We start from the raw sequence: 17,665 nt of genomic DNA, 5'->3' as shown, positions 1-17,665 counted from the left end.
CGAGGATGACATAATCGCCCTTGCCCGCGATCGTCGAAATGATGCCGAGGTTCGCCTGGTATCCGGTCGAAAACACCATGGCATGGTCCATGGCGTAAAATTCCTTGAGCGCGTCCTCGCATTCCTTGTGGCCCTGATAGGTGCCGTTGAGGACGCGGCTGCCGGTGGTGCCGCTGCCGAATTTGTCCAGCGCATCCTTGCCCGCAGCGATGACATCCTCGTCAAAGGTCATGCCCATGTAGTTGTATGTGCCGAGCAGGATCGTTTCGCGCCCGTTGCAGATCGCGACGGTCGGCGACACGACGCGCTCCATCACCAGGCTGAACGGATCGGTGACCCCGGTTGCGAGCAGGTCTTCGCGCTGCTGGATCAACGGGTCGAATTTCGAGAAAAGGTCGGTCATTCTTTGGTCTTCCGTGTTCCCCAGCGAAAGCCGGGGTCCAGATGGGTGGCGCGACATCGCGTGGACCCCGGCTTTCGCCGGGGAACCAAAGCGATCAGCCTTGCAGTTTCTCAACCGCGGCGACCAGCTGGCCGACCGTTTCGATTTCGGCCTGCATGTTCATGCTGATGATGATGTCGAACGTGTCTTCGACTTCGGCGACGAAATCCATCACCGTCAGGCTGTCCCATTCAAGGTCGCCGGCAAAGGTGGTCGCGTCGGTCAGCGCGACGCCCTTTTTATTGAAGGGGCCGATCAGGCCGTGAATCTGGTCGGTAAGGGCGGTGCTCATGTGATGCGTCCCATAAAGATATGAAGTTGCGCGCGGGAATGCCGCGAAGGTTCCCGATTGGCAAGCGAATGCGGCGGGAACAGGGCAGCATCTTGCCGCCCCTCGCACTTCATGTCATCCCTGTGACGGGTCGCTGGCAGGGCATCGGGCAGGGGCAGCTAGGCATGGACAGCGCAGAATCAACGACATCGCCGGATCGGCCGGCCATTTCCTATCCGCCGAACGCGGTGCATCTGGTCCGCACCAACCAGCAATTGACGATGCAGCTGTCGCAGATGGCGGACCAGAAAGCGTCGATCCTGATGGGCGCGACCTTTGTCGTCTTCACGCTGGCGGTCGGGCAGGCGCGCGCCGGAGCGGGGGCGCTGGCAATGCCGCTGACGATCCTCGCGACCTTTTCCTTCCTCTCGGCGCTGCTTGCCGTGTCGGCGGTGTTGCCGCGCGTCGGCAAGGCGCCGCCGATCGTCTATCGCGACGGCAAGGATCACAGCAATATCCTGTTCTTCGGCCGCTTTGCGCAGATGGAGGAAGATGAATTTATCGACGCGGTGAAGGCGCGGCTGCGCAGCGAGGAAGATCTGTACGAAACGATGCTGCGCGACACCTATCAGAACGGGATCGTGCTGGCCCGGCGCAAATATCGCTATCTGGCCCACGCCTATCGACTGTTCGTCGCCGGGCTGACGCTGACCTTTGGGGCGTTTGCGGTTGAAATGATCGCGATGTGGACCTGAATCCCTCCCCTTGATGGGGGAGGCAGCGAGCCCCGGACTTGATCCGGGGCGCCGTGGTGGGAGTGCGCTGTGGCCTGAAACGACGGCGCAACAACGCGCCATCACCCCCATCCAACTCCACCTAATCGCTACGCGATAAGGCTGCGTACCCTTCCCCCATCAAGGGGGAAGGGGCCATGCTGTTGCCTTTTTGCCACCCCCGCCGCCGAAAATCGGGCAAACCACCGCCCGCGATTGAACCACCGCAGCGCCCCGCCTATCCGGGCCGGCTATGTTGCAGCAGGCCGCACCTTTGACCGCCGAACCATCGCAGGGTCTTCGCCAGGAGTTCCGCGCGACGCTGGCGCTTGCGCTGCCGCTCGCCGCGGCGAACCTACTCCAGATGCTCGTCCACGCGATCGACGTCATTTTTGTCGCGCGGCTCGGCGATGCGGCGCTCGCCGCCTCGTCGCTCGGCGTTGCGATCTTCGGCCTGTTGCTGTGGACCGGATCGGGGCTGGTCGGCGCATCGGCGCCGTTGATCGCCGCCGAACTGGGGCGCCGCAAACATGCGGTGCGCGAAGTGCGGCGGACCGTCCGCATGGCGCTCTGGCTCAGCGCGCTCGTCTCGATCCTTTTCATGGGGGTCTGCGCCGCGGGCGGACCGATCATGCTCGCGACCGGGCAGCCGGCCGAAACCTCGGCGCGCGCCGGGGGGTTCCTGCTGATCCTGATGTGGGGCATGTTCCCGATGATCGCCGCGACGGTGCTGCGCATCTTTGTTTCGGCGCTGGGCCGCCCGACGATCGCGACCGCGATCACCTTCGGCGCGCTATTCGTCAATGCGCTCGGCAATTGGGCGCTGGTGTTCGGGAACCTCGGAATGCCCGCGCTCGGCCTGCACGGCTCGGCGATCTCCAGCGTGATGACCAGCGTCCTGATGCTGTTCGCCTATGTCGTCGTGATCCAGGCCGACCGGCGGCTGCGGCGCTATCATCTGTTCGGCAATTGGTGGCGGACCGAATGGGCGCGCTTTTTCGACATGCTGCGCATCGGCACCCCGATCGGCCTGACCATTTTGGCGGAGGCCGGGCTGTTCACCGGCGCCGCCTTCCTGATGGGCCGCATCGGCGAGACCGAGCTGGCCGGACACACGATCGCGCTCCAGGTCGCGGCGCTGGCGTTCCAGATTCCCTTCGGCGTCGCGCAGGCAGCGACGATCCGCGTCGGACTGGCCTATGGCGCGCGCGACCATGATGGCATCGCCCACGCCGGGACGGCATCGCTGGTGCTTGGCATCGGTTTCATGGCGCTGACCGCGCTGGTCATGTGGCTGTTCCCGTCGCTGGTGCTGTCGATCTATGTCGATGTCGATGCGGCGCGCAACGCGGCGCTGGTCGGCTTTGCGATGCAGTTCCTTGTCGTCGCGGCGGCGTTCCAGCTGTTCGACGGCGCGCAAGCGGTGGCGGCGGGCGTGCTGCGCGGGCTGCAAGACACGCGCACACCGATGATCATTGCGGTCTGCGGTTACTGGATCGCGGGATTTGGGACAGCGATCTACCTCGGCTTCTGGACCCCGCTTGCGGGCGTCGGCGTATGGATCGGCCTGGCTGTCGGCTTGGTCGTTGTGTCGGCGGTGCTGCTTATGCGCTGGCGGATGCGGGCGCGGTTGGGGTTGCTTCCTTCAGTCGCTGTTGGCTGAATTGCGCCGCTAGTTGGTTCAGCCGACGAATGATCAGACCAAGCTGGTCGCACGACAATGTCAAAGCGCGCCTGTCGAAGTCGGACGAATTTTGGAACTGCAATTTGGTAGTGGTGGTCCGGCCATCGAAGCTCACGACCACCTCCAGCGCCGAATGGACGACGTCGGCGCGCACCGTCAACAGTTCGCGAATGGCGGCAATGCGAACATCCAGCCGTTTCGGGTTGCGAAATCGATCGCGGGCTTTGGCAAGCGCCGTCAGCTTTTGGGAAAAGGGCATCGCCGAAGTCGCCTTCACATCGGTCTTGCCGATATATTGCATAACAGCCGTTTCGAGTCGGCCGAACGCATCGAGAAATTCGCCGCGTAGCAATTGGCCTCGCTCACGGATTTCGCGCAAATCAGGCAATTCGACGCCCTTGCTGATCGGAATCTCGCACCCCATCTGGCGGCCCTACCGCCCGGCCGGAAATTTTCCCTTAATCGCCTTGACGCTGTCACAACCCCCACCCATATGCCCACTGTTAGCACTCGCGCCCTGTGAGTGCTAAGCGACATCTTTTGCATTTCTGGAGGGTAATCCATGCAATTTCGTCCGCTGCACGACCGCGTGCTGGTCCGCCGTATCGAAGCCGAAGAAAAGACGGCTGGCGGCATCATCATCCCCGACACTGCCAAGGAAAAGCCGCAGGAAGGCGAAGTCGTCTCCGTCGGCACCGGCACCCGCGCCGATGACGGCAAGGTGACCCCGCTCGACGTGAAGGCGGGCGACCGCATCCTGTTCGGCAAATGGTCGGGCACCGAGGTCAAGGTCGACGGCGAAGAGCTGCTGATCATGAAGGAATCGGACATCCTCGGCGTCATCGCCTGAGCGATTTCATCGAATTGAGAGTGAAGTTGCGCAGTTTTCTGCGCCTTTGAAAGGAACAAGCACATGGCTGCTAAAGACGTCAAATTCTCGCGCGACGCGCGCGAACGCATCCTGCGCGGTGTCGACACCCTTGCCGATGCGGTGAAGGTCACCCTCGGCCCCAAGGGCCGCAACGTCGTGATCGACAAGAGCTTCGGCGCGCCCCGCATCACCAAGGACGGCGTTACCGTCGCCAAGGAAATCGAACTCAAGGACAAGTTCGAGAATATGGGCGCCCAGATGCTGCGCGAAGTCGCATCGAAGGCGAACGACAAGGCCGGCGACGGCACCACCACCGCGACCGTTCTCGCCCAGGCGATCGTCCGCGAAGGCATGAAGTCGGTTGCCGCAGGCATGAACCCGATGGACCTGAAGCGCGGCATCGACCTTGCGGTCACCAAGGTCGTCGAAACGATCAAGGCGCAGTCGAAGCCCGTTTCGGGCACCGCTGAAATCGCGCAGGTCGGCATCATTTCGGCCAATGGCGACAAGGAAGTCGGCGACAAGATCGCGGAAGCGATGGAAAAGGTCGGCAAGGAAGGCGTGATCACCGTCGAGGAAGCCAAGGGTCTCGATTTCGAGCTCGACGTCGTCGAAGGCATGCAGTTCGACCGCGGCTACCTGTCGCCTTACTTCATCACCAACCCCGAAAAGATGCTCGTCGAGCTCAGCGATCCCTATATCCTGATCTTTGAAAAGAAGCTGTCGAACCTGCAGGCGATGCTGCCGATCCTCGAAGCCGTGGTCCAGTCGGGTCGCCCGCTGCTGATCATCGCCGAAGATATCGAAGGTGAAGCGCTCGCGACGCTGGTGGTCAACCGTCTGCGCGGCGGCCTGAAGGTCGCGGCCGTCAAGGCACCGGGCTTCGGCGATCGCCGCAAGGCGATGTTGCAGGACATCGCGATCCTCACCGCCGGTGAAATGATCAGCGAAGACCTGGGCATCAAGCTTGAATCGGTCACGCTGAACATGCTCGGCCAGGCCAAGCGCGTCACGATCGACAAGGACAACACCACCATCGTCGACGGTGCGGGTGAAGCCGATGCGATCAAGGGCCGCGTCGAACAGATCCGTGCGCAGATCGAAACGACGACCAGCGATTACGACAAGGAAAAGCTGCAGGAACGCCTCGCGAAGCTTGCTGGCGGCGTTGCCGTGATCAAGGTCGGCGGCGCTTCGGAAGTCGAAGTGAAGGAACGCAAGGACCGCGTCGACGACGCGCTCCACGCGACCCGCGCTGCGGTTGAAGAAGGCATCGTCCCCGGCGGCGGTACCGCGCTTCTCTATGCGACCAAGGCTCTCGACGGCATGTCGGGCGTCAACGAAGACCAGACCCGCGGCATCGACATCATCCGTCGCGCGCTGCAGGCTCCGGTTCGCCAGATCGCTGAAAACGCGGGCTTCGACGGCGGTGTCGTCGCGGGCAAGCTGTTCGACCAGAACGACAGCAACTTCGGCTTCAACGCTTCGACCGACGTCTATGAAGACCTGGTCAAGGCGGGCGTCATCGACCCGACCAAGGTCGTGCGCACGGCGCTTCAGGATGCGGCATCGGTTGCCGGTCTGTTGATCACCACCGAAGCCGGCATTGCCGAAACGCCCGACGACAAGCCCGCCATGCCCATGGGCGGCGGCGGCATGGGCGGCATGGGCGGCATGGACTTCTAAACGTCCCGCCGTTCGGCGTTCAGCCAACGAAAAAGAGGGCCGGGGGAGCAATCCTCCGGCCCTTTTCTTTGGCCCATCACCTAAGCGCGCTTTTCCAAGGAACCGGCGGTTGAAAAGGCGAGCGCAGGAGATGGGCCCCCGCCTTCGCAGGGGCGCGGCGGTTCCGTCATTGCCAGTTCAGATGATGCGGCATAGCTAGGGGCGGTGACGATTTTCCTTCTCACCCTCGCGATGCTCGCCGACCCCACGGTCAAGCCGCCGCCGATCGAGCGCTGCGGATACCGCATCGTCGAGACTTTCCCGCACGATGCCACCAGCTTCACCCAGGGCCTCTTCTGGGACGAAGGCCATCTGTACGAAGCCACCGGCCAATATGGCCGGTCGCGCGTCGCACGCCTCGACCTCAAGACCGGCAAGGCGCTGGCCGAAACGAAACTGCCGCAGGACCAGTTCGGCGAAGGCATCACGCGCTGGGGCGACCAGATCGTCGGCGTGACCTGGCGGGGCGGTATCGGCAATCGCTGGTCGATCAAGGATCTGAAACCCGTCGGCACCTTTCGTTACCAAGGCGAAGGGTGGGGCGTCACGATGGTCGACGGCAGCCTGGCGCTGAGCGACGGGACGTCGATGCTCCGTTTCCTCGACCCTGCAACGATGACCGAACAAAGGCGCGTCACCGTGCGCTTCGGCGGCCGTCCGATCACCATGATCAATGAACTGGAAACGATCGACGGACAGGTTTGGGCCAATGTGTGGATGACCGACTTCATCGTCCGGATCGATCCCGCCACGGGCGAGGTCGCCGCGCTCGTCGACCTGTCGGGGCTGCGGGCCGATGCCGGGGCAAGCGGGACCGACAGCGTGCTCAACGGGATCGCGTGGGACGCGAAAAACAGGCGCCTGTTCGTCACCGGCAAAAACTGGCCGAAGCTTTACGAAATCACGCTGGCCGACTGCCGCTAGGCGCGCAGCGCCGCCTCCATTCGCGCCGCGGCGGCATCATAGACATGCGCCCGCAACCCGGCCGTGATCGATTTGGGCGCGCGGTCGGAATGGCCGCCGGGAAAGGGCGGCGCGGGATCATATTCAATCGCGAGCTGGATCGCCTGTGCGACCGTATCGCCGCGCAGCCGCGCAATCAGCGTCAGCGCGAAATCGAGCCCCGATGTCACTCCGCCGCAGGTCACAAGATGGCCGTCCTCGACGACGCGCGCCTTCACCGGCTCGGTCCCGACAAGCGGCAACAGATGCGTATAGCCCCAGTGCGTCGTCGCGCGCTTGCCTGCGAGGAGGCCGGCACGCCCGAGCAGGAAGGCGCCGGTGCACACGCTCGTCACCCACTCGGCGCCCGCGGCCTGGCGAGCAACGAAGTCGACCGTCGCGGCGTCGCCCAGCGCGTCGGCGACGCCGTGCCCGCCGGGGATGCACAAGATGTCGGCCTGCGGCGCGCGCTGGAGGTCATGCGTCGGCACGATGGCAAAGCCGCTGTCGGTCATGATCGGGTCGAGCGTCGCCGCGGCGCCCACCAATGTCGCACCGGGCATCCGCGACAATGCCTGCGCCGGCGCCGTGAAATCGAGCTGGGTGATGCCCGGAAAAAGCAGGAAGACGATGGTGGTGGCGGGCGTATCGGACATGCGGATGTTCCCTCGCTGGCGGTGGATCACCCAGGCGCGCGGCTCCTGTCGACCTGTCGGTCCGCCTCGTTTCCCGATGGATGCCCATCTTCAGCGCCAGTCGCGAAGCGCGCCCGGTCTAACCCGGCGAGGCGATGGAGGGAAGCGGCTATTTGTCGGGGGCCGCCCCATCCCCGGAGGGTTCGGCCGCCGCGGGCGCGCTGTCACGGCTTTCGAGCATCTCGGCGGCATCGTCGAGCGCCTTCGCCTCGCTGACGGTCACGCCGCCCGGCCCGGGTTCATTGTCGGTGCGACTGCATCCCGCCGCGAGGATCAGCACTGCGAGCGTCGCGCTCGTCATCCGAAGGTCGATCATCCCGTCTCCCAAGAAAAAGGGCCCCATCCATGGTGGATGGAGCCCCCTTATCAGCCCGAAGGCGTAGCGACGACTTATTGCTTGTCGTTGGCTTCGGCCTTCTTCGTTTCTTCGGCGATCTTGTCGCCAGCCTTGTCGGCGGCTTCGCCAGCGGCGTTCACGGTGCCTTCGACGGCGTTGCCGGCATCCTTGGCGGCGTCGGCGGTCGCGTCGGCAGCTTCGCCAGCGGCAGCGGCGGTCGCGTCGGCGGCGTCAGCGGCGCCTTCGGCCATGGCGTCGCCCGCGGCGGCGGCGTCGTCGCCCATGGAATCGGCGGTTTCGCTAGCGGCGTCCTGGGTCTTTTCCGAGCAGGCGGCGAGGCTGAAGGCCGCGGCGGCCATCGAGGCGATGATGATCTTGCGCATGATATTCCTTTCGAATGCAATGATCGGGCGACCGATCATGGGGAGAGAGGTAACGGCGGATCAGTGGCTTGGCAACTGCGCTGCTTGATATGTCCCGCCAATGAAAAAAGGGCCGCCGGCAATCCGGCGACCCTCTTTCCTTGGCGTTCGTTCGGCCCCGAAAGGCCAGACAGGCGCTTACTTCTTGGCTTCTTCCATCGCGCCCTTGGCGGCGTCGGCGGCTTCCTTGGCGGCGTCGGCAGCTTCGGTCGCCTTGTCGGCAGCAACAGCAGCGTCGCCTTCGGCAGCGGCATCGCCAGCGGCGTCTGCGGCGGCACCGGCAGCGGCGGTCGCATCGGCAGCGCCTTCGGCGGCTTCCATCGCGCCGTCAGCAGCGCCTTCGACGGTCGCAGCTGCGTCTTCGGTTGCAGCGGCCGTGTCGTCGGCAGCCTTTTCGGCGCAAGCAGCGAGGCCCATCGAGGCGGCGAGGACGAGCGACAGAGTGATCGATTTTTTCATATGGGAATACCCCTCTCGGTTTGAACTGATCGACCGGCACAGGAACAGATCGATCCCGAAATTTGCCAATCGCGCGCAGAATTACCCCCTCACCCAAGGGGGTGCAACGCCCTTTTTACCAGAGCCTGCCCCTTTTGCCGCAATTCAGGTGAGCCAAGGAGATGCGTGGCGGAAATTGAGGCGCGGCGCTTGGTTGACCGCATATAAAGAAACCTTTATATGCATCTTAATGAGCGAGCTGATCGACATTTTCCGTGCCCTGGCGGACCCGACGCGCCTGCGAGTCGTCGCGCTTTTGCGCGAGATGGAGCTGGCGATCGGCGAGCTGGCGGTGGTACTCGATCAGAGCCAGCCGCGTGTTTCGCGCCACGTCCGCATCCTTGTCGAGGCCGGGATCGTCGAGCGGCGGCGCGAGGGAAGCTGGGTCTTCCTGCGCATCGCGGCGGCGGAGCCGGTCGCCGGAATCATCGAGCACGCCGAAAAATGGCCCTTTTCCGTCCGCGAAGCGCGCGTCATCGCACATGATGCGCGGCGCCTGGCGGCGGTGCGTGAGGAGCGGGCTGCCGCCGCGGCGCGCTATTTCGCCGAACATGCCGCCGAATGGGACGCGATCCGCTCTCGCCATGTCGCCGAAAGCGAGGTGGAGGCTGCGATGCTGGCAATGATGCACAACCGCCGTCTGGGCCATTTGCTCGATATCGGCACGGGCACCGGCCGAATGGCGGAAATCTTTGCACCGACCGCGCGGCGCATTACCGCGCTCGATCGCAGCCCCGAAATGCTGCGTATCGCGCGCACCAAGCTTGCCGACCAGCCGGTTCCCGTCGACCTGCTTCAAGGCGATTTCCTGAACCTGCCCGTTGCGGATGCCAGCATCGACAGCATCGTCATTCACCAGGCGCTGCATTTCGCGCACGAACCCGACCGCGTGATTGCCGAGGCGAGCCGCGTGCTGCGCGGCGGCGGCCATTTGCTCGTCGTCGATTTTGCGCCGCACGAGGATGAAGAATTGCGCGACCGCGCCGCACACGCCCGCCTTGGCTTCTCGGACGCCCAGATCCGGGGCTGGTTCGCGTCGGCCGGCCTGCTGCTGGAAAATACCCAGACGCTGGAAGGAGGGGAGCTGGCCGTGAAGCTGTGGCTCGGCCGCCGCCGCAGCGATGAAGATCAACCCCCCGTCACCGGCGACGGACAGAATAAAAGGCTTGCGGCATGACGTCGAACTTGAACTCGCTGGCGGAGGCGCGCCGCGCCGCGGCGTCGCCTTTGTTCGCCAATCTTGAAGGCGACATTGGCGTCAGCTTTGAATTTTTCCCGCCGAAGACCGAAAAGATGGAATCGCAGCTGTGGGACACGTTCCGCACGCTCGAACCGCTGGCGCCCAGCTTTGTCTCCGTCACTTATGGCGCGGGTGGATCGACGCGCGAGCGCACCCATGCGACCGTTGCCCGCATTGCCGCCGAGAGCCGCGTGCCCCCCGCCGCGCACCTGACCTGCGTCGAAGCCTCGCGCGCCGAGATCGACGAGGTCGCGCGCGCCTATTGGGAGGCCGGGGTTCGCCATATCGTGGCGCTGCGCGGCGACGTTCCCGGCGGGGCACCCTATCGTCCGCATCCGGAGGGCTATGCCAATGCGATCGAGCTGGTGGCCGGGCTGAAGGCGGTGGCGCCGTTCGAGATTTCGGTTGCCGCTTACCCCGAAACGCACCCCGATGCGGATTGTCCGCAATCGGACCTCGACAATCTGAAGCGCAAGCTCGACGCCGGGGCGACCCGTGCGATCACGCAATTCTTCTTCTCCCCCGACAGCTTCCTGCGTTTCCGGGATGCGGCCGCTGCGGCGGGCATCAATGCGCCGATCATTCCGGGCATCCTGCCGGTGTCGAACGTGTCGCAAACGCGCCGCATCGCCGATATGTGCGGCACCGCGATCCCCGCGTGGATGGTGTCGCTGTTCGACGGGCTCGACGACCATCCGGCGGCGCGCCAGCTGGTGGCAGCGACCGTCGCCGCCGAAATGTGCCGCCGCCTTTATGCGGGCGGGGTGCGCGATTTCCATTTCTACACGCTCAACCGCGCCGAACTCAGCTATGCGATCTGTCATTTGCTGGGACTGCGGCCGGTTGCGAACGCAAAGGATCAGGCAGCATGACCGGCCATTCGACAATCGGGGCACGCGACGCCCTGGTGGCGGCAGCGAAGGACCGCATCCTGCTCACCGACGGCGGCTGGGGTACGCAGATCCAGCTTCGCAAGCTGGTCGAGGCCGACTATGCCGGATCGCTCGGCCTGACGCACGACCAGAAGGGCAATAACGACATCCTCGCGCTGACGCGTCCCGATGTCGTTACCGCGATCGGCGAAGCCTATCTGGCGGCGGGGTCGGACATCGTGTCGACCAACACATTCAGCGCCAACCGGATCAGCCAGGCCGATTATGGCGCCGAACATCTGGTCGCCGACATCAACCATGAAAGCGCGCGATTGGGGCGCGAGGCGGCAAATAAATATGAAGCGATCGACGGTCGCCGCCGCTTCATCGCGGGCGCGGTCGGGCCGACGAACAAGACGCTGTCGCTGTCGCCCGACGTCAACAATCCGGGCTATCGCGAGATTGATTTCGACGAATTGAAGGCGGTTTATCTCGATCAGGTTGTCGCGCTGGCCGAGGGCGGCGCCGACTTCATCCTGATCGAGACGATCTTCGACACGCTCAATGCCAAGGCCGGGATCGCCGCGACGCTGGAGGCCGAGGCAAAGGTGGGGCGCGAGCTGCCGCTGATGATCTCGATGACGCTCACCGACCTGTCGGGGCGCAACCTGTCGGGGCATACGGTCGAGGCTTTCTGGTACGCTGTGCGTCATGCGAAGCCGCTGACGATCGGGCTGAATTGCTCGTTTGGCGCGTCGCAGTTGCGTCCGCACGTAAAGGTTTTGTCCGAAATCGCCGATGCGCTGGTGATGGTTTACCCGAACGCGGGCCTGCCAAACGAACTCGGCGAATATGATGAATTGCCCGAAACGACGGCGGAGCTCGTCGGCGAATGGGCTGCTCATGGACAGGTCAACATCCTCGGCGGCTGCTGCGGTTCGACGCCGGCGCACATTGCGGCGATGGCGAAGGCCGTCGCGGGCCTTGCACCGCGGCACATTCCCGAGGTGCCGGTGCGGACGCGGCTGGCGGGGCTCGAGCCCTTTACGATGGCCGCCTGAGTCGATGACCGACATGCCAAGATGGTCGATCCGGGAGGCCGGAGCGGATGATGCGCCGGCGCTTGCGCTGATCGGCGCTGCAACCTTCCTCGAAACCTTCGCCGGAATCCTCGACGGCGATGCGATCGTCGGTCACTGTGCGGCGCAGCATGTTGAGGCAGCCTATCGTGCCTATCTGGCCTGTGGCGCGCGTGCGTGGATTGCCGAGGCGCAGCCCGGCAGCGCGCCGATCGGGTTTGCGCTCGTGGGTCAGCCCGACCTTGCCGCCGCGCTTGAGGGCGACATCGAATTGAAGCGCATCTATTCGTTATCGCGTTTTCATGGCAGCGGGCTCGGCGCGGAGCTGATGAAACGGGCGCTGGAGGCTGCGCGCGGACACCGCCGCCTTCTGCTTGGCGTCTATGCGCAGAACGAACGCGCGCTCGCCTTCTATCGCAAGCAGGGGTTCGCCGACCTCGGTACGCGCCAATTCAACGTCGGCGGCAAGCTTTACGACGATCTCGTCCTCGCGCGCCCCCTTGTCGCTTAATATTCAGTTTCAGGATTCAAAGATGACCACCGCCGCTTCCTCCAGCTTCGTCAATATCGGCGAGCGCACCAACGTCACGGGTTCCGCGGCGTTCAAGAAGCTGATCCTCGCCGACGACTATGCCGCGGCGGTCGAGGTTGCGCGCCAGCAGGTGGAAAATGGCGCGCAGATCATCGACGTCAACATGGACGAAGGGCTGCTCGACGCCGAATATGCGATGACGACGTTCCTCAAGCTCATCGCCGCCGAGCCGGATATCGCGCGCATCCCGGTGATGATCGACAGCTCGAAATGGGATGTCATCGAGGCGGGGCTGAAATGCGTCCCCGGCAAGCCGATCGTCAATTCGATCAGTATGAAGGAGGGCGAGGAGCCTTTCCTTGAACACGCCCGCAAATGCATGGCCTATGGCGCCGCGGTTGTCGTGATGGCGTTCGACGAGGTCGGGCAGGCGGATACGAAAGAGCGCAAGATCGAGATTTGCGAGCGCGCCTACAAGTTGCTGATGAGCATCGGCTTCCCGCCCGAAGACATCATCTTTGACCCGAATGTGTTCGCGGTCGCCACGGGTCTCGAAGAACATGACAATTATGCGGTCGACTTTATCGAGGCGGTAAAGGAAATCCGCCGCCGCTGCCCGCATGTTCATTTTTCGGGCGGGCTGTCGAACCTGTCGTTCGGCTTTCGCGGCAACGAGACAGTGCGCCGCGCGATGCACAGCGTCTTCCTTTACTATGCGATTCCTGCCGGACTCGACATGGCGATCGTCAATGCCGGGCAGCTCGACGTCTATGACACGATCGACCCGGAACTGCGACAGGCCGTCGAGGATGTCGTGCTCAACCGCAAGGTCGAAGGGGAGGCGGAATCGCCCACCGAACGGCTGATCGCGCTCGCTGAACGCTACAAGGGCAGCAATCCGGCACAGGAAAAGGCGGCCGAGGAATGGCGCGGCTGGGACGTCGCCAAGCGGCTCGAACATGCGCTGGTCAAGGGCATCGACGCCTATGTCGTCGACGATACGGAGGAAATGCGCCTGTTGATGCCGCGCCCGATCGAGGTGATCGAAGGGCCGCTGATGGACGGCATGAACGTCGTCGGGGACCTGTTCGGGTCGGGCAAGATGTTCCTGCCGCAGGTCGTGAAATCGGCGCGCGTGATGAAAAAGGCGGTCGCGCACCTGCTGCCCTTCATCGAGGCGTCGAAGGAGCCGGGCGCGAAGGGCAAGGGCAAGGTCGTGATGGCGACCGTCAAGGGCGACGTTCACGACATCGGCAAGAATATCGTCGGCGTCGTGCTGCAATGCAACGGCTTCGAGATCGTCGATCTGGGCGTGATGGTGCCCTGGTCGAAGATCCTCGAGGCGGCGAACGAGAATGACGCCGACATGATCGGCCTGTCGGGCCTGATCACGCCGTCGCTCGACGAGATGGTGACGGTGGCCGAGGAAATGCAGCGTGCGGGCATGACGATGCCGCTGCTGATTGGCGGCGCAACGACATCGAAAGTGCATACGGCGCTGCGCATCGATCCCGCCTATCAGGGGCCGGTGCTCCACGTCCTCGACGCCAGCCGCGCGGTCGGCGTCGCGACGGCGCTCGTCAGCGACACCGGGCGTGATGCCTATGTGCAGGGGTATAAGGATGATTACGCCCATGTCCGCGACGTGCGCGCGGGCAAGGGACAAAGCGTCCTCCACACGCTGGAAGAAGCCCGCGCCAATTATTACGACGCCTATCTCAGCGACAAGCCCGCGCCGCCGCTCCAGCCCGGACTGCACCGCTTCGACGACTGGTCGCTTGCCGACCTGCGCGAATGCATCGACTGGACGCCCTTTTTCCGCGCATGGGAACTCCATGGCACCTATCCGTCGATCCTCGACGACGAGGTGGTCGGTGAGACGGCACAGGAGCTGAAGGCCGATGCCGACGCGATGCTCGACCGGCTGATCGGCGAAAAATGGCTGACCGCGCGCGGGGTCTGCGCCTTCTGGCCGTGCGCGCGCGACGGCGACGATGTGACGATCCATCTCGCCGAGGAAGAGCGCCATGTGACGCTGCCGTTCCTGCGCCAGCAGATCAAGAAAAGCCGCGACCGCGCCAATATGTGCCTCGCGGATTTCATCGATCCGGCGGGCGACTGGATCGGCGGTTTTGCCGTCGGCATCCACGGCATTGAGCCGCATTCGGAACGCTTCCGCGCCGACAAGGATGATTATTCGGACATTTTGCTCAAGGCGCTCGCCGACCGCTTTGCCGAGGCGTTCGCCGAACGATTGCACCAGCATGTCCGCACCACGCTGTGGGGCTATGCCCCCGGTGAACAGCTGACCAACGAGGCGCTGATCAAGGAAGAATATCGCGGTATTCGCCCGGCTCCGGGGTATCCCGCCTGCCCCGACCACAGCCTGAAGCCGATCCTGTTCGACCTGCTGGCGGCAGAGGAAAATGCCGGACTGGTGCTGACCGAAAGCTTTGCGATGCTGCCGACGGCGGCGGTTAGCGGCTTTTATTTCGGCCATCCCGAAAGCCAGTATTTCGGCGTCGCGCGGATCGGCAGCGACCAGCTGGAAGATTATGCGCGGCGGCGCGGCGTCGATCTGGAGACGGCGACACGCTGGCTGCGGCCCAATCTGGATTAACCGGCATGCGCCCGTCTGTCCGATAAGGGGACAGGCGGCGGATTAACCAGCTTCGCCAACGACTAAAGCGGCGAAAACGGTTATGGGGCGCGTATGTTCAAGGCAATTCTTCGCCGGCCCCTGCTGCCGCTGCTCGCCCTCCCGCTGTTGCTCGCCCCGGCACCGCTTCCTGCGCAGACCGGCGGAGCGCCCTATAGCGTCGGTGGGCAGAGCTTTGGACGGCTACAGGATGCCGTCGATGCGATCGGGGAAGGCGAAGGGACGATCCGCGTTGCCGCCGGCTATCACCGCGACTGTGCCGTACAGACGGCAGGCCGTATTGCCTTTGTCGCGGCCGAACCCGGCCGCGCCATCTTCGACGGCGTAACCTGTGAGGGCAAGGCGGCGCTCGTTCTGCGCGGCGCGGGCGCGCGGATCGACGGGCTGGTGTTCCAGAATATGCGCGTCCCCGACGGCAATGGCGCGGGCATCCGGCTGGAAACCAGCGATCTCGACATCGTGAACGCGATGTTCCGCAACAGCGAGCAGGGCATTTTGACCGCCGACGATCCCGAAGCGACGCTGACCATCGACCGCTCGACCTTCTCGCGCCTCGGCCGCTGCGACCGTGGGCTGAGCTGCGCGCACAGCGTCTACACCGGGATTTACGGCAAGGTCGTCGTCACGCGGACGCGATTCGAAAAGGGCAGCGGCGGTCATTATCTCAAAACCCGCGCGATCGCGGTCGATATCAACGACAACAGCTTTGACGACACGCAGGGCACTGGCACCAACTACATGATCGACCTGCCGTCGGGGTCGGTGGGGCAGATCGCGAACAATCTGTTCGTGCAGGGGCGCGACAAGGAAAATTATTCGGCGCTGATCGCGGTCGCCGCCGAGGAGCGCAAGAATCCCTCGCGCGGCTTGGCGATCTCCGGCAATCGGGCCAGCCTGCCGGCCGGTCTCGATCGCAGGTCGGTGTTCGTCGCCGACTGGAGCGGCGAGGCGCTGGCGATCGGTGCGAATGAGCTGGGCGCGGGGCTGACGCGGTTCGAGAAGCGGTAGCCCAACACGAACGGGACAAAGCCGGGCCTCAGGCCTCCCCGCGCGTTTCGATCAGCGATGCCGCGAGGGCTTCGGCGGGGGTCTTGCCGCCCCACAGCACGAACTGGAACACCGGATAGAAACGTTCGCACTCGTCGATCGCGCTTTCGATCAGCGTTTCGGTGAGGTCCAGCGACAGCGACGCATCGCCGCCGACCAGCATCCCGTGGCGGAACAGGATCGTGCCGCTGTTCGACCACAGCTCGAAATGACCGAGCCAAAGCTGCTCGTTGATCATCGCCAGCGCCTCGTGCGCGACGGTGCGTTTGTCCTCGACAACGCGAATGTCGGGAAAGGCGAGCAGTTGGATCACGCCGTCGTCGGCGCGCCAGACGGCGCGCAGCTCATAGGTTGTCCAGCTTCCCTGCGCGGTCGCGACGATCTCGTCCTCGCCGACCATTTCGTGCGGCCAGTCGTGCGCGGCGAAATAGGATGCCAGCATCTCCATCGGTGCCGCGTCCTGGCCGTCTTCGTCGTCGTAGATATCGTCACTCATGCGCGCGCCTTAGCCCGGATGGCGTGGCGACGCGAGTCCGCGTCCCGTGCCATCCGGGGAATAATCTGTGCACAATCGGCAAAAGGCGCTGTGGGGCGCCTCAGGCCTTGGGCTTGCGCGCCGCAGGCTTGGCAGCGGGTTTCGCGGCCGGCTTCGCCGCAGCGGGCTTGGTCACAGCCTTTGGCGCAGCAGCAGCCTTGGGCGCGGCAGCGGGCTTCACGCCTTCGAGCTTGTCGAGGCGCGCTTTCAGCGCTTCGGCTTCGGCGCGCGCGGTAGCGGCCATTTTTTTCACCGCCTCGAATTCCTCGCGGCTGACGAAATCCATGCGGCCGACCCATTCCTTTGCGCGGTCGCGCATTGCGGATTCGGCTTCGCGTCCGGCGCCGGCAACGGTCCCGGCGATGCCGTTCACCATCTTGGCAAGGTCGTCAAAAAAGCGGTTTTCGCTCTGCATGTCTCATATTCCTTTGTCGGGGCTGTCCCCAGTTGTCCCTTGCGCCGTCATCCTATCTGGGTGCGCGCGGCGGCCGGAACAAGGGTTTCGGCATCGGGATTGCGCTGGTCGATCTGGAAATTGAGGATCGCGGCGAAGCTGAGCCAGACCATATAGGGGACGAGCAACCACGCCGCCGCCTTGCGGATCGGCGCAAAGGCAAAGGCCGTCGCGATCGTCACCATCAGGATGAAGATGATCAGGTAAAGCGCGCTCGTCACCTGATGTTGCCCGAAAAACAGCGGCGACCAGACGAAATTGGCGACAAGCTGGACAAAGAAAAGCAGCAGCGCGAAACCCCGGCCCCTGGCGCCGCGCGCATGGAGGATCATCGCGAGCGACAGGCCCAGCATGATATAGAGGATCGGCCAAACAATGCCGAACACCCAGCCCGGCGGCGTGATCGACGGCAGGTCGAGCGCCGCAAACCAGCGATTATCATAGCCGCTGTTCGACAGGATGCCCATCAAGCTGCCGATCAGGACGATGGCGGGGACGGTGACAAGGGCCCAGCGCAGATAGGACATGCGAAGCTGGCCCGGCGTTGCGATTTCGGTCATGCCCGCAATATCCCTCACATGCGAATC

General features: G+C 64.2%; 21 protein-coding genes and 1 riboswitch. Of the genes, 11 read left to right on the top strand and 10 right to left on the bottom strand.

Annotation, left to right across the window (positions count from 1 at the left end; all coding sequences use genetic code 11):
- A partial coding sequence (locus A3E77_RS03855) for an aminotransferase class I/II-fold pyridoxal phosphate-dependent enzyme (protein WP_293643524.1) occupies positions 1-403 on the bottom strand: 403 nt, incomplete at its 3' end.
- A 94-nt stretch (positions 404-497) separates the two neighbouring features.
- On the bottom strand, positions 498-734 hold the full coding sequence (locus A3E77_RS03850) for an acyl carrier protein (protein ID WP_293643523.1): 237 nt from the start codon (positions 732-734) through the stop codon (positions 498-500).
- A gap of 164 nt (positions 735-898) precedes the next feature.
- On the opposite strand from A3E77_RS03850, the gene A3E77_RS03845 reads away from it, so the two are divergent.
- Both A3E77_RS03845 and A3E77_RS03840 read left to right on the top strand, forming a co-directional pair.
- Positions 899-1,468 (top strand): Pycsar system effector family protein, encoded by a 570-nt coding sequence (locus A3E77_RS03845; RefSeq protein WP_293643528.1) that lies wholly within the window; start codon positions 899-901, stop codon positions 1,466-1,468.
- Between the two features lie 271 nt (positions 1,469-1,739).
- On the top strand, positions 1,740-3,149 hold the full coding sequence (locus A3E77_RS03840; protein ID WP_293643522.1) for an MATE family efflux transporter: 1,410 nt from the start codon (positions 1,740-1,742) through the stop codon (positions 3,147-3,149).
- Here A3E77_RS03840 and A3E77_RS03835 read toward each other — a convergent pair.
- On the bottom strand, positions 3,091-3,558 hold the full coding sequence (locus A3E77_RS03835) for a hypothetical protein (protein ID WP_293643521.1): 468 nt from the start codon (positions 3,556-3,558) through the stop codon (positions 3,091-3,093). The two genes, A3E77_RS03840 and A3E77_RS03835, sit on opposite strands and share 59 nt — an antisense overlap.
- Before the next feature lie 174 nt (positions 3,559-3,732).
- Between A3E77_RS03835 and groES the strand changes: the two genes are divergently transcribed.
- The 3 genes from groES (at position 3,733) to A3E77_RS03820 (ending at position 6,690) form a co-directional block, all read left to right on the top strand.
- Positions 3,733-4,020 carry a co-chaperone GroES gene (groES, locus tag A3E77_RS03830; protein ID WP_037514464.1) on the top strand — a complete coding sequence of 96 codons (288 nt, stop codon included), beginning with the start codon at positions 3,733-3,735 and terminating at the stop codon, positions 4,018-4,020.
- A gap of 63 nt (positions 4,021-4,083) precedes the next feature.
- Positions 4,084-5,727, top strand: a complete 1,644-nt coding sequence (gene groL, locus A3E77_RS03825) for a chaperonin GroEL (RefSeq protein ID WP_293643520.1) — start codon at positions 4,084-4,086, stop codon at positions 5,725-5,727.
- A gap of 204 nt (positions 5,728-5,931) precedes the next feature.
- Positions 5,932-6,690, top strand: coding sequence for a glutaminyl-peptide cyclotransferase (locus tag A3E77_RS03820; RefSeq protein ID WP_293643519.1), 759 nt, complete (start codon positions 5,932-5,934; stop codon positions 6,688-6,690).
- Here the strand turns inward: A3E77_RS03820 and A3E77_RS03815 are convergent.
- The 4 genes from A3E77_RS03815 to A3E77_RS03800 all read right to left on the bottom strand — a co-directional run bounded on the left by A3E77_RS03815 (position 6,687) and on the right by A3E77_RS03800 (position 8,621).
- On the bottom strand, positions 6,687-7,364 hold the full coding sequence (locus A3E77_RS03815; protein ID WP_293643518.1) for a DJ-1/PfpI family protein: 678 nt from the start codon (positions 7,362-7,364) through the stop codon (positions 6,687-6,689). The two genes, A3E77_RS03820 and A3E77_RS03815, sit on opposite strands and share 4 nt — an antisense overlap.
- 21 nt (positions 7,365-7,385) lie before the next feature.
- Positions 7,386-7,478, bottom strand: a riboswitch (ZMP/ZTP riboswitch).
- Positions 7,479-7,512: 34 nt separating this feature from the next.
- Entirely contained in the window at positions 7,513-7,719 is a 207-nt protein-coding gene (locus tag A3E77_RS03810; RefSeq protein WP_293643517.1) for a hypothetical protein, read from the bottom strand.
- Between the two features lie 74 nt (positions 7,720-7,793).
- Positions 7,794-8,123: an entericidin EcnAB gene (locus tag A3E77_RS03805; RefSeq protein ID WP_293643516.1), complete on the bottom strand. Its 330-nt coding sequence runs from the start codon at positions 8,121-8,123 to the stop codon at positions 7,794-7,796.
- A 177-nt stretch (positions 8,124-8,300) separates the two neighbouring features.
- Positions 8,301-8,621, bottom strand: a complete 321-nt coding sequence (locus A3E77_RS03800) for a hypothetical protein (RefSeq protein WP_293643515.1) — start codon at positions 8,619-8,621, stop codon at positions 8,301-8,303.
- Between the two features lie 229 nt (positions 8,622-8,850).
- On the opposite strand from A3E77_RS03800, the gene A3E77_RS03795 reads away from it, so the two are divergent.
- The 6 genes from A3E77_RS03795 to A3E77_RS03770 all read left to right on the top strand — a co-directional run bounded on the left by A3E77_RS03795 (position 8,851) and on the right by A3E77_RS03770 (position 16,050).
- Positions 8,851-9,837, top strand: a complete 987-nt coding sequence (locus tag A3E77_RS03795) for an ArsR/SmtB family transcription factor (protein ID WP_293643514.1) — start codon at positions 8,851-8,853, stop codon at positions 9,835-9,837.
- The gene (gene metF, locus A3E77_RS03790; RefSeq protein ID WP_293643513.1) at positions 9,834-10,772 is read left to right on the top strand and encodes a methylenetetrahydrofolate reductase; all 939 of its coding nucleotides are present in this window, start codon (positions 9,834-9,836) and stop codon (positions 10,770-10,772) included. The genes A3E77_RS03795 and metF overlap by 4 nt, the downstream gene beginning before the upstream one ends.
- Positions 10,769-11,833, top strand: a complete 1,065-nt coding sequence (locus tag A3E77_RS03785; RefSeq protein ID WP_293643512.1) for a homocysteine S-methyltransferase family protein — start codon at positions 10,769-10,771, stop codon at positions 11,831-11,833. Before metF ends, A3E77_RS03785 begins: the two co-directional genes overlap by 4 nt.
- Positions 11,834-11,837: 4 nt before the next feature.
- Positions 11,838-12,362: a GNAT family N-acetyltransferase gene (locus A3E77_RS03780; RefSeq protein ID WP_293643511.1), complete on the top strand. Its 525-nt coding sequence runs from the start codon at positions 11,838-11,840 to the stop codon at positions 12,360-12,362.
- A gap of 22 nt (positions 12,363-12,384) precedes the next feature.
- The gene (gene metH, locus A3E77_RS03775; RefSeq protein WP_293643510.1) at positions 12,385-15,003 is read left to right on the top strand and encodes a methionine synthase; all 2,619 of its coding nucleotides are present in this window, start codon (positions 12,385-12,387) and stop codon (positions 15,001-15,003) included.
- Positions 15,004-15,096: 93 nt separating this feature from the next.
- Complete coding sequence (locus tag A3E77_RS03770) at positions 15,097-16,050, top strand: right-handed parallel beta-helix repeat-containing protein (RefSeq protein WP_293643509.1); 954 nt, start codon at positions 15,097-15,099, stop codon at positions 16,048-16,050.
- A gap of 28 nt (positions 16,051-16,078) precedes the next feature.
- Here A3E77_RS03770 and A3E77_RS03765 read toward each other — a convergent pair whose 3' ends face one another.
- From A3E77_RS03765 to A3E77_RS03755, 3 genes are all read right to left on the bottom strand, one after another.
- Positions 16,079-16,585 (bottom strand): type III secretion system chaperone family protein, encoded by a 507-nt coding sequence (locus A3E77_RS03765; protein ID WP_293643508.1) that lies wholly within the window; start codon positions 16,583-16,585, stop codon positions 16,079-16,081.
- A gap of 100 nt (positions 16,586-16,685) precedes the next feature.
- Positions 16,686-17,039: an accessory factor UbiK family protein gene (locus A3E77_RS03760; RefSeq protein WP_293643507.1), complete on the bottom strand. Its 354-nt coding sequence runs from the start codon at positions 17,037-17,039 to the stop codon at positions 16,686-16,688.
- A gap of 47 nt (positions 17,040-17,086) precedes the next feature.
- The gene (locus tag A3E77_RS03755) at positions 17,087-17,638 is read right to left on the bottom strand and encodes a TspO/MBR family protein (RefSeq protein WP_293643506.1); all 552 of its coding nucleotides are present in this window, start codon (positions 17,636-17,638) and stop codon (positions 17,087-17,089) included.
- Positions 17,639-17,665: the final 27 nt, after the last annotated feature.

The organism is Sphingopyxis sp. RIFCSPHIGHO2_12_FULL_65_19 (genome assembly GCF_001830555.1).
Taxonomy (GTDB): domain Bacteria; phylum Pseudomonadota; class Alphaproteobacteria; order Sphingomonadales; family Sphingomonadaceae; genus Sphingopyxis.
The sequence above is the reverse complement of the archived record's forward strand: the minus strand, read 5'-3'. Positions and strand labels throughout refer to the sequence as shown.

Coding starts and splice junctions, on each gene's coding strand:
- A3E77_RS03800 (WP_293643515.1), bottom strand. CDS start 8,621: ATGAAAAAATCGATCACTCTGTCGCTCGTCCTCGCCGCCTCGATGGGC.
- A3E77_RS03845 (WP_293643528.1), top strand. CDS start 899: ATGGACAGCGCAGAATCAACGACATCGCCGGATCGGCCGGCCATTTCC.
- A3E77_RS03785 (WP_293643512.1), top strand. CDS start 10,769: ATGACCGGCCATTCGACAATCGGGGCACGCGACGCCCTGGTGGCGGCA.
- A3E77_RS03765 (WP_293643508.1), bottom strand. CDS start 16,585: ATGAGTGACGATATCTACGACGACGAAGACGGCCAGGACGCGGCACCG.
- A3E77_RS03760 (WP_293643507.1), bottom strand. CDS start 17,039: ATGCAGAGCGAAAACCGCTTTTTTGACGACCTTGCCAAGATGGTGAAC.
- A3E77_RS03810 (WP_293643517.1), bottom strand. CDS start 7,719: ATGATCGACCTTCGGATGACGAGCGCGACGCTCGCAGTGCTGATCCTC.
- A3E77_RS03850 (WP_293643523.1), bottom strand. CDS start 734: ATGAGCACCGCCCTTACCGACCAGATTCACGGCCTGATCGGCCCCTTC.
- A3E77_RS03840 (WP_293643522.1), top strand. CDS start 1,740: ATGTTGCAGCAGGCCGCACCTTTGACCGCCGAACCATCGCAGGGTCTT.
- A3E77_RS03770 (WP_293643509.1), top strand. CDS start 15,097: ATGTTCAAGGCAATTCTTCGCCGGCCCCTGCTGCCGCTGCTCGCCCTC.
- A3E77_RS03805 (WP_293643516.1), bottom strand. CDS start 8,123: ATGCGCAAGATCATCATCGCCTCGATGGCCGCCGCGGCCTTCAGCCTC.
- groES (WP_037514464.1), top strand. CDS start 3,733: ATGCAATTTCGTCCGCTGCACGACCGCGTGCTGGTCCGCCGTATCGAA.
- A3E77_RS03780 (WP_293643511.1), top strand. CDS start 11,838: ATGACCGACATGCCAAGATGGTCGATCCGGGAGGCCGGAGCGGATGAT.
- A3E77_RS03795 (WP_293643514.1), top strand. CDS start 8,851: ATGAGCGAGCTGATCGACATTTTCCGTGCCCTGGCGGACCCGACGCGC.
- metF (WP_293643513.1), top strand. CDS start 9,834: ATGACGTCGAACTTGAACTCGCTGGCGGAGGCGCGCCGCGCCGCGGCG.
- metH (WP_293643510.1), top strand. CDS start 12,385: ATGACCACCGCCGCTTCCTCCAGCTTCGTCAATATCGGCGAGCGCACC.
- A3E77_RS03815 (WP_293643518.1), bottom strand. CDS start 7,364: ATGTCCGATACGCCCGCCACCACCATCGTCTTCCTGCTTTTTCCGGGC.
- groL (WP_293643520.1), top strand. CDS start 4,084: ATGGCTGCTAAAGACGTCAAATTCTCGCGCGACGCGCGCGAACGCATC.
- A3E77_RS03755 (WP_293643506.1), bottom strand. CDS start 17,638: ATGACCGAAATCGCAACGCCGGGCCAGCTTCGCATGTCCTATCTGCGC.